A 7,999-nucleotide genomic window follows, 5' to 3' on the forward strand; every position below is an offset into this window, starting at 1 on the left:
GTTGCCGCAACCGCCCGAGGTCTCGGCCCCCGGGCCCTCGATGGCCGATATCGAGGCAGCTCAGGACATGTCGCCCGAGGACCGGCAGGCGATGATCGAGGGCATGGTGGCGGGGCTTGCCGAACGGCTGGCCAACGAGGGTGGCACGCCCGAGGAATGGGCGCGGCTCATCTCGGCCTATATCACGCTCGGCCAGCCCGAGCGCGCCCTGCCCATCTACCAGGAGGCCCTGACGGCCTTCGCGCGTTCTGACTCGGCGCTGGAGGTGATCCGGGCCGCGGGCGCCCCGCTCGATGCCCTACAGGCGGCCCCGGACGCGACGGGCGACGAGGAGGCCGGAGAGTGATCTTCGACGATATCGCGGGCTTCGCCGCAGCGCTTGCGCCCATGCGGGCGCTGATGGGGCTCGACCTTGGCACCAAGACCATCGGTGTGGCGGTGTCCGATCCGTTCCTGTCGGTGGCCACGCCGCTGGAAACCGTGCGCCGGGTCAAGTTCACCCAGGACGCGGCGCAGTTGCAGCAGATCATCGCGCATCGCTCGATCGGGGGGATCGTGCTTGGCCTGCCCATGAACATGGATGGCAGCGAAGGCCCGCGTGCGCAGTCGACCCGCGCCTTTGCGCGCAATCTCGACCGGCTTGTAGAGCTTCCCATCACCTTCTGGGACGAGCGCCTGTCCACGGTGGCGGCCGAAAGGGCGCTTTTGGAGGCGGATACGACACGAAAACGTCGCGCAGAGGTGATCGACCACGTGGCGGCGGGCTATATCCTGCAAGGAGTGCTGGACCGGATGGCCCATATGAAAGGCGCGCCTGAATGACCGATCAGATCTGGAAACGCGACGAGATCGAAAGCCCCTGTGTCAAGATCTGCGTGGTCCATCCCGAGGCGCGGCTGTGCACCGGCTGCCTGCGCTCGATCGACGAGATCGGGGCCTGGAGCCGGATGTCGCCCGAGGACCGCAGGCGCATCATGGACGAGTTGCCGGGCCGGCAGGGCCTGATCCAGCAGCGACGCGGCGGTCGAGCTGCGCGGCTCAAGCGTTCCCTCTAGGGCGGCGTGGCGCCTGCGTCGACGCAGGCGTCTTGGCGCGAGGGGCCTCGCGCCGTGAAAAAGGGCCGTCACCGGCCCTTTCCTTTACGTCCCGGAGGCAGGTGGTTCAGCGCCCTTCGAAGGACGCGGGCCGCTTGTCGAGAAAGGCCAGCACCCCTTCCTTGAAGTCGCGGGTCTTGCCCGCCTGGCCTTGCAGCTTTGCCTCCAGCGCCAGCTGCGCCTCCAGGTCGTTGCCAAGGCTTTCGCGCATCGCCTGCTTTATGCGCTGGAACGCCAGCGTTGGCCCTTCGGCCAGGTGCTTGGCCCGCGCCTTCCAATGGGCCTCGAAGCTGGCATCATCCACCGCTTCCCAGATCAGCCCCATCTCGTCGGCTTCCCGCGCGGTGATCTTCTCGGCGAACATCGCAAGCCCCATGGCCTTGGCCAGCCCCACCTTGCGCGGCAGGATATAGGTGCCGCCGGCATCGGGGATGAGCCCGATCTTGGCGAAGGCCTGCATGAAGGCCGCGCTTTCGGCAGCAATCACGATGTCACAGGACAGAGCGATATTGGCCCCGGCCCCCGCGGCGATTCCGTTCACGGCGGCGATCACGGGCACCGGCGCCTCGGCAATGGCCCGCAGCACCGGCGCATATTCATCGCGCAGCACCCGTTCGAGGTTGAGGTCATTGAGATTGCCGGTATCGCCCAGGTCCTGCCCGGCCGAGAACGCCCGCCCCTCGCCCGTCAGCACGATAACCCGCGCCGCGCGCCCGGCCTCCTGCACCGCATGGGTCAGTTCCGCCCGCATCTGGGTGTTGAGCGAATTCATCACGTCGGGGCGGCGCAGGGTGATGGTGGCCACGCCATCCGAAAGCTCACTGGTGAGGGTCTGGTAATCCATGCGGCGCAATCTCCGGCTGCTGATTCAGGTCTCGAATGCCAGATAGGCAGGGGACCGGCGCGGGCAAAAGCAGAACGCCGCGTCAGTCATTCATGATCTCGTCGAGCCGCGCCTGTTCGGCCGCCGACAGCGCTTGGGATGCTGCGTCGGCCTCGGCCTCGCCGCGCCGGCGCGACTGACGCCGCAGGTAGGCCACCGCCACCCCAAGACCCAGGAGCGCCATCGCAGGCCCCGCAAGCCACAGCAGCAGGTTCGAGCCCGTCAGCGTGGGCCGCAGCAGCACGTATTCGCCGTATCGGTCGACGATATAGGCCACGACCTCGTCATTGCTGTCGCCCTCCAGAAGGCGCTCGCGCACCAGGAGCCGCAGGTCTCGGGCCAGCTCCGCGTTGCTCTCGTCGATCGATTCGTTGCGGCAGACAAGGCAGCGCAGCCCCGCCGAGATGTCGCGCGCCCGCGCTTCCATCGCCGGATCGGGCAGGATCTCGTCGGGTTGCACCGCCCAGAGGGGCGAGGCCACCAGGAGCAGGATCATCGCAAGGCGCTTCATTCCGCGGGCACTCCCTTGGGCGTGCGCTGGCGGCGGGCACCCGCGGCCACCCGGTAGCGCCGGTCGCTCAGCGACAGAAGCCCGCCAAGCGCCATGATGATCGAGCCGCCCCAGATCCAGTTTGCCCAGGGCTTGATATAGGTGCGCAGCGCGAAGCCGCCCTGCTGCGGATCGCCCAGAACGACGTAAACGTCCCGGGTAAAGCCGTTGTCGATCGCGGCCTCGGTCGTGGGCATGCCAGCCACCGGGTAGAAGCGCCGCTCGGGATGGAGGGTGGAAATGAGATCCCTGCCCTGCCGCAGCTCGACCGTTCCCTGAAGCGCCACGTAGTTCGGACCCTCGACCTCGCGCACATCCGTCAGCGTCACCTCGTAGGCCCCGACCGTATAGGCCTCGCCCAGGGTGGCCACGCGGATATCCTCCGACTCGTAGGTGACCAGGGCTGCGACCCCGAAAATGGTCAGACCAAGCCCCGCATGGGCGATGGTCTTGCCCCAATCGGCCCGTGGCAACCGCCAGAGCCGCCCGATCCTTGCGCCAAAGGCGCCACGGCCCGTGCGCCCGTAGATGTCGATCACGGCCCCCGCCACCAGCCAGACGGCCAGCCCGATGAAGACGGGACCGATGGCAGAGTGCCCGCTGAAGACCGCATAGGCCAGCAGGGCCCCGGCAACCGCCAGCACAAGCGCCGGCAGCAAGGGCCGCGCGGCCCGCGCGATCTTGGCCCGCTTCCACGGCAGCATCGCCCCGATCGGCAGCACCACTGCCAGGACCAGCACGAAGGGCGTGAAGGCCGCGTTGAAGAAGGGCGGACCGACCGACAGGGTGCGGTCGAAGAACATCTCGGCCAGAAGCGGCCAGATCGTGCCGATGAAGACCACGAAGGCCGACACCGCCAGAAGCAGGTTGTTCAGAACCAGCGCGCTTTCGCGGCTGACGATCCCGAAGACGCCCTTGGCCTCCATCGCACCTGCACGCAGCGCGTAAAGCAGGAAGGCCCCGCCCATGAAGAAGGCCAGGATGAGCAGGATGAACACGCCCCGCTCGGGATCGTTGGCAAAGGCATGGACCGAGGTGATGACGCCCGAACGCACGATGAACGTGCCAATGAGCGAGAAACCGAAAGCCAGGATCGCCAATAGGATGGTCCAGCTCTTCAGGGCCTCGCGCTTTTCCACCACGATCGCCGAATGCAGCAGGGCGGCCGAAATCAGCCAGGGCATGAAGCTTGCGTTTTCAACCGGGTCCCAGAACCAGAACCCGCCCCAGCCCAGCTCGTAATAGGCCCACCAGGACCCAAGCCCGATGCCGATGGTCAGGAAAAGCCAGGCCGCCAGCGTCCAGGGCCGTACCCACCGGCCCCAGGCCGCATCGACACGGCCCTCCAGCAGTGCCGCGACCGCGAAGGAAAACGCCATCGAGAGCCCCACGTAGCCCAGGTAAAGGAACGGCGGATGGAAGGCGAGCCCGGGGTCCTGCAACAGAGGGTTCAGATCGCCCCCGTTCATCGGCGGGTTCTCCAGCCGCAGGAAGGGGTTGGAGGTAAAGAGGATGAAGGCAAAGAAGGCCAAGCCGATCAGGCTCTGCACCCCCAGGACACGCGCCCTGAGGCGCGGTGGCAGATTGCCCCCGAACCAGGCGGCCGACGCGCCAAAGAGCGTCAGGATCAGCACCCACAGCAGCAGCGAGCCTTCGTGATTCCCCCACACGCCGGTGATCTTGTACAGCAGCGGCTTGAGCGTATGCGAGTTGTTGGTGACCAGCGCGACCGAGAAATCCGAGGTCACGAAGGCAATGGTGAGCGCCCCGAAACTCACGGCGGTCAGCAGGAATTGCGCCGATGCGGCGGGCGCGGCGGCAGCCATCCATTCAGGCCAGCCCTTATGCGCCCCCACCAGGGGCACGACGGTCTGGAAGACGGAAACCGCGAAGGCGAGGATGAGGGCGAAATGTCCGAGTTCTACGATCATGCGCCAGACGTTAGTGCAGCCCTGCGGCAAGGCCAAGGGCAAGCGTCAACCGGTCGCAAAGGAAATGCGCCGTGGAGCTTCATTGTTCCATAAATATCCCCGCCGGAGGCATCCGCCCCTCCCCCACAAGACTCGGGCAAAATGGACGGGGCAGCGCGGGCCACGGCTCCGCGGCAGCTACGGGACGGCGAATGCCCCCGCCAGGGGGTGTGAGCCGGCCCGTTCGCCGGTCGACGCGCCGCAAGGCGCGGCGAAACCGCCCTATCGCCCGCGAAACAACCCACCCAGGATCCCGCGCACCACTGCGCGCCCGGTCTGGGTGCCGATCTGGCGGGCAAAGCTCTTGGCAAAGGCCGTGCCGACGCTGTCGGAGCGGCGCGAGGAGGACCGGCGCGGCCGCTCTTCCCGTTCTTCGCGCTCAGGCCGCGTCACACGGGCGCTTGACCGGCCCACGCGGGTGCCGGAATAGCGCCGCCCGGTGCGGTATTCGCGCTCGGCGGCGCTCTCGGCCTCTTCCTCGGCCAGCTCGGCCTCTTCGGCTTCCCGCGCGGCGGCCTCGGCCCGCGCTTGCAGGATTTCGAAGGCGCTTTCACGGTCGACCTTCGCCTCGTATTTCCCGGCAATGGGCGAAGCCGCGATCAGCTCTTCGCGCAGTCCCGGGTCGATCGGGCCAAGCTGCGACGAGGGCGGCCGGATCAGCGTGCGTTCGGCCATGCCCGGCACGCCCTTGCGTTCCAGCATCGAGGTCACGGCCTCGCCCACGCCCACCTCACGAATCGCGTCCTCGATATTGAAGGCGGGGTTGTCGCGGTAGTTCTCGGCCGCCTGGCGCAGATCGCGCCGGTCCTTGGCAGTGAAGGCGCGCAGCGCGTGCTGCACCCGGTTGCCAAGCTGGCCCAGGATGTCTTCGGGCACGTCGGCGGGATTCTGGGTGATGAAATAGACCCCCACCCCCTTCGAGCGGATCAGGCGCGCCACCTGTTCCACCTTGTCCACCAGCGCCTTGGGCGCGTCGTCGAACAGAAGATGCGCCTCGTCGAAGAAGAAGACGAGCTTGGGCTTGTCGGGGTCGCCCACCTCGGGCAGTTCCTCGAACAGCTCCGACAGAAGCCACAGCAGGAAGGTTGCGTAGAGCCGGGGCGAGGCCATCAACTTGTCCGCGGCCAGGATATTGATCCGCCCGCGCCCATCGAGATCGGTGCGCATGAGATCGGCCAGTTCCAGCGCCGGTTCCCCGAACAGCCGGTCGCCCCCCTGCCCCTCCAGCACCAGAAGCCGCCGCTGGATCGCACCGATCGAGGCGGTCGAGACATTTCCATAGCGCAGGGACAGCGACTGGCGATTCTCGCCCACCCAGACCAGGAGCGACTGAAGATCCTTGAGATCGAGCAGCGCCAGCCCCTGTTCGTCGGCCACGCGGAAGGCGATGTTCAGGATGCCCTCCTGCGCCTCGCTCAGTTCCAGAAGCCGCGCCAGCAACAGGGGGCCCATCTCGGACACGGTCGTGCGCACCGGGTGGCCCGCTTCGCCATAGAGGTCCCAGAAGGTGACCGGGAAGGCGGAATAGCTGTAGTCGGCAAATCCGATCTTCGCGGCGCGCTCCATGAACGCGTCATGCAGCTTGAAGCTCTCACTGCCCGCCGCACCGAGGCCCGACAGGTCCCCTTTCACGTCCGACAGGAAGACCGGCACCCCATTCGCCGCGAAGCTTTCGGCCAGGATTTGCAGCGTCACGGTCTTGCCCGTCCCGGTCGCCCCGGCGATCAGCCCGTGCCGGTTGGCATATTTCAGCAGCAGTTGCTGTGCCACGCCGTAATCCTCGCCGCCGCCACCGATAAAAAGCCCTTCGCTCATCACTTGCCCCTAAAGAAGTCCAGTCTCTCTCCAAGGCACAATACAATCTTAACCATCCTGTGCCAGCCTGATGTCCATGGCCCGCAGGACTTCGTCCCCGGGGGTCATGATCTTCCTCCCTGTCAACTGGCCGCGCCGGCATCCCCGGCGCGGTTTTTTTCCGTTGGGCCCATGGCCTCAAAGCGGTTCGACTTTTGATCCAAAAACCCGAAATCCCCTGTTGACGACTGCGCGCTCCTGTCCTAGCGTTCCCACCAGAAAGTCGGCCAGTCCGACAGGGAGAGAAAAAAGAAATCGAAAAGGGCCCCGCTCACGGGCCCTTTTTGTTTGTGCACGGCAAAGCCGCCCGTCCCCGACCCGGCGGGATTTCGCCCCCCTGCCCGACCTTCCCGCAAAATGGCCCCTGACAGCGCCGCCTGCGCGTGCTAGCCAGTTTCCGACATGTTCCACTCGATGACTGACGAGGCGCATTTATGACAAAACTTTCCCTGACCGCCCTTGTGCTGGCCTCCAGCCTGGCCCTGCCGCTTGCTGCTCAGGAATCGGGCAACACCGCCGGTTCGGAACAGGGCGGCCTGTCGCTCGGCCAGCCCGAGGTTGGTTCCACCTATATCCGCGAGACCTTCAACGACTGGGAGATGCGCTGCATCGTGACCCCGGAAAACCAGCCCGATCCGTGCCAGCTCTACCAGCTGCTGACCGATGACCAGGGCAACTCGGTGGCCGAGTTCAACCTCTTCGACGTTCCCGACGAAGGCGAACTGGTCGCCGGCGCCACCATCGTCACCCCGCTCGACACGCTGCTGACCGGCCAGCTGCGCCTTGCCGTGGATAGCGGCCAGGCACGTGTCTACCCGTTCAGCTTCTGCCAGAGCATCGGCTGCTACGTGCGCCTCGGGCTGACCGCGGGCGACATTCAGTCCTTCCGCGCCGGAAGCGAGGCCATCGTGGGCATCGTCCCCCTTCAGGCGCCCGATCAGCTGGTGCCGCTGAGCCTGTCTCTGTCGGGCTTCACTGCCGGGTTCGAGGCGCTGGTGGCCTATAATGAAGACATGCTCGCTCAGCTGCGCGCGGCTGCCGAAGCCGCCGCCGAAGGGGGCGAGGCTGCGTCCGAATAAGCAAGCCGCCGCAAGACAGACCAGGACCCGCCCGGATCGCTCCGTGGCGGGTCTTTCTTTTGCCGAAGGGAACGAACCTGTCAGGATGCCTTTCGCAGGGCCAGCACGGCATTCAGCCCGCCGAAAGCGAAGGCATTGGACAGCACTGCACCGACCTGCGCCTCACGCGCCACGTTGGGCACCACGTCGAGCGCGCATTCCGGGTCCGGTTCCTCGTAATTGATCGTGGGTGCGATCACCCCGTCGGTCAGCGCCATGATGCAGGCCAGAAGCTCGACTGCGCCGGTGCCGCCGATCAGATGCCCGTGCATCGACTTGGTGGAGGAAATCATCAGGTCATCGGCGTGGTGGCCGAAGACATCGGCCACGGCGGCGCATTCGACCTTGTCATTGGCCGCCGTCCCGGTGCCGTGGGCGTTGATGTAGCACACGTCCTCGGGGTTCATCCGCGCATCTTTCAGCGCGCCTGAAATGGCCCGTGCCGCGCCCTGCTTGGACGGCATCACGATATCGGCCGCGTCCGAGGTCATGGCAAAGCCCACCACCTCGGCCAGGATCTCGGCGCCGCG

The 7,999-nt window shown here is 66.5% G+C and carries 8 protein-coding genes and 1 pseudogene; 4 read left to right on the forward strand and 5 right to left on the reverse strand.

Annotation, left to right across the window (positions count from 1 at the left end):
- The 3 genes from ACEQXV_RS08165 to ACEQXV_RS08175 form a co-directional block, all read left to right on the forward strand.
- The coding region (locus ACEQXV_RS08165) for a tetratricopeptide repeat protein (protein ID WP_370268669.1) at positions 1-346 on the forward strand (346 nt) is incomplete at its 5' end.
- Positions 343-822: a Holliday junction resolvase RuvX gene (ruvX, locus tag ACEQXV_RS08170; protein WP_370252525.1), complete on the forward strand. Its 480-nt coding sequence runs from the start codon at positions 343-345 to the stop codon at positions 820-822. The genes ACEQXV_RS08165 and ruvX, both read left to right, overlap by 4 nt.
- A complete protein-coding gene (locus tag ACEQXV_RS08175) occupies positions 819-1,055 on the forward strand; it encodes a DUF1289 domain-containing protein (protein WP_370252527.1) in 237 nt (78 codons plus the stop codon). The genes ruvX and ACEQXV_RS08175 overlap by 4 nt, the downstream gene beginning before the upstream one ends.
- A gap of 106 nt (positions 1,056-1,161) precedes the next feature.
- Here ACEQXV_RS08175 and ACEQXV_RS08180 read toward each other — a convergent pair whose 3' ends face one another.
- The 4 genes from ACEQXV_RS08180 to ACEQXV_RS08195 form a co-directional block, all read right to left on the reverse strand.
- Positions 1,162-1,938 carry an enoyl-CoA hydratase-related protein gene (locus ACEQXV_RS08180; RefSeq protein ID WP_370252528.1) on the reverse strand — a complete coding sequence of 259 codons (777 nt, stop codon included), beginning with the start codon at positions 1,936-1,938 and terminating at the stop codon, positions 1,162-1,164.
- Positions 1,939-2,020: 82 nt separating this feature from the next.
- On the reverse strand, positions 2,021-2,488 hold the full coding sequence (locus ACEQXV_RS08185; RefSeq protein ID WP_370268671.1) for a cytochrome c-type biogenesis protein CcmH: 468 nt from the start codon (positions 2,486-2,488) through the stop codon (positions 2,021-2,023).
- Positions 2,485-4,458 (reverse strand): heme lyase CcmF/NrfE family subunit, encoded by a 1,974-nt coding sequence (locus tag ACEQXV_RS08190; RefSeq protein ID WP_370268672.1) that lies wholly within the window; start codon positions 4,456-4,458, stop codon positions 2,485-2,487. Before ACEQXV_RS08190 ends, ACEQXV_RS08185 begins: the two co-directional genes overlap by 4 nt.
- Positions 4,459-4,719: 261 nt before the next feature.
- Positions 4,720-6,312 (reverse strand): helicase HerA-like domain-containing protein, encoded by a 1,593-nt coding sequence (locus tag ACEQXV_RS08195; protein ID WP_370268674.1) that lies wholly within the window; start codon positions 6,310-6,312, stop codon positions 4,720-4,722.
- A gap of 473 nt (positions 6,313-6,785) precedes the next feature.
- Here ACEQXV_RS08195 and ACEQXV_RS08200 point away from each other — a divergent pair, with 473 nt between their 5' ends.
- Positions 6,786-7,430 (forward strand): invasion associated locus B family protein, encoded by a 645-nt coding sequence (locus tag ACEQXV_RS08200; RefSeq protein ID WP_370268676.1) that lies wholly within the window; start codon positions 6,786-6,788, stop codon positions 7,428-7,430.
- Positions 7,431-7,510: 80 nt separating this feature from the next.
- Here ACEQXV_RS08200 and ACEQXV_RS08205 read toward each other — a convergent pair.
- Positions 7,511-7,999 (reverse strand): annotated as a pseudogene (locus ACEQXV_RS08205) (beta-ketoacyl synthase); the annotation flags it as partial.

The sequence above is a fragment of the Nioella sp. genome (assembly GCF_964229645.1).
GTDB lineage: Bacteria > Pseudomonadota > Alphaproteobacteria > Rhodobacterales > Rhodobacteraceae > Nioella.

What these genes read in the sequence shown, in the direction of transcription:
- ACEQXV_RS08175 (WP_370252527.1), top strand. Translation starts at nt 819, where the DNA reads ATGACCGATCAGATCTGGAAACGCGACGAGATCGAAAGCCCCTGTGTC.
- ACEQXV_RS08180 (WP_370252528.1), bottom strand. Translation starts at nt 1,938, where the DNA reads ATGGATTACCAGACCCTCACCAGTGAGCTTTCGGATGGCGTGGCCACC.
- ACEQXV_RS08200 (WP_370268676.1), top strand. Translation starts at nt 6,786, where the DNA reads ATGACAAAACTTTCCCTGACCGCCCTTGTGCTGGCCTCCAGCCTGGCC.
- ACEQXV_RS08190 (WP_370268672.1), bottom strand. Translation starts at nt 4,458, where the DNA reads ATGATCGTAGAACTCGGACATTTCGCCCTCATCCTCGCCTTCGCGGTT.
- ACEQXV_RS08185 (WP_370268671.1), bottom strand. Translation starts at nt 2,488, where the DNA reads ATGAAGCGCCTTGCGATGATCCTGCTCCTGGTGGCCTCGCCCCTCTGG.
- ACEQXV_RS08195 (WP_370268674.1), bottom strand. Translation starts at nt 6,312, where the DNA reads ATGAGCGAAGGGCTTTTTATCGGTGGCGGCGGCGAGGATTACGGCGTG.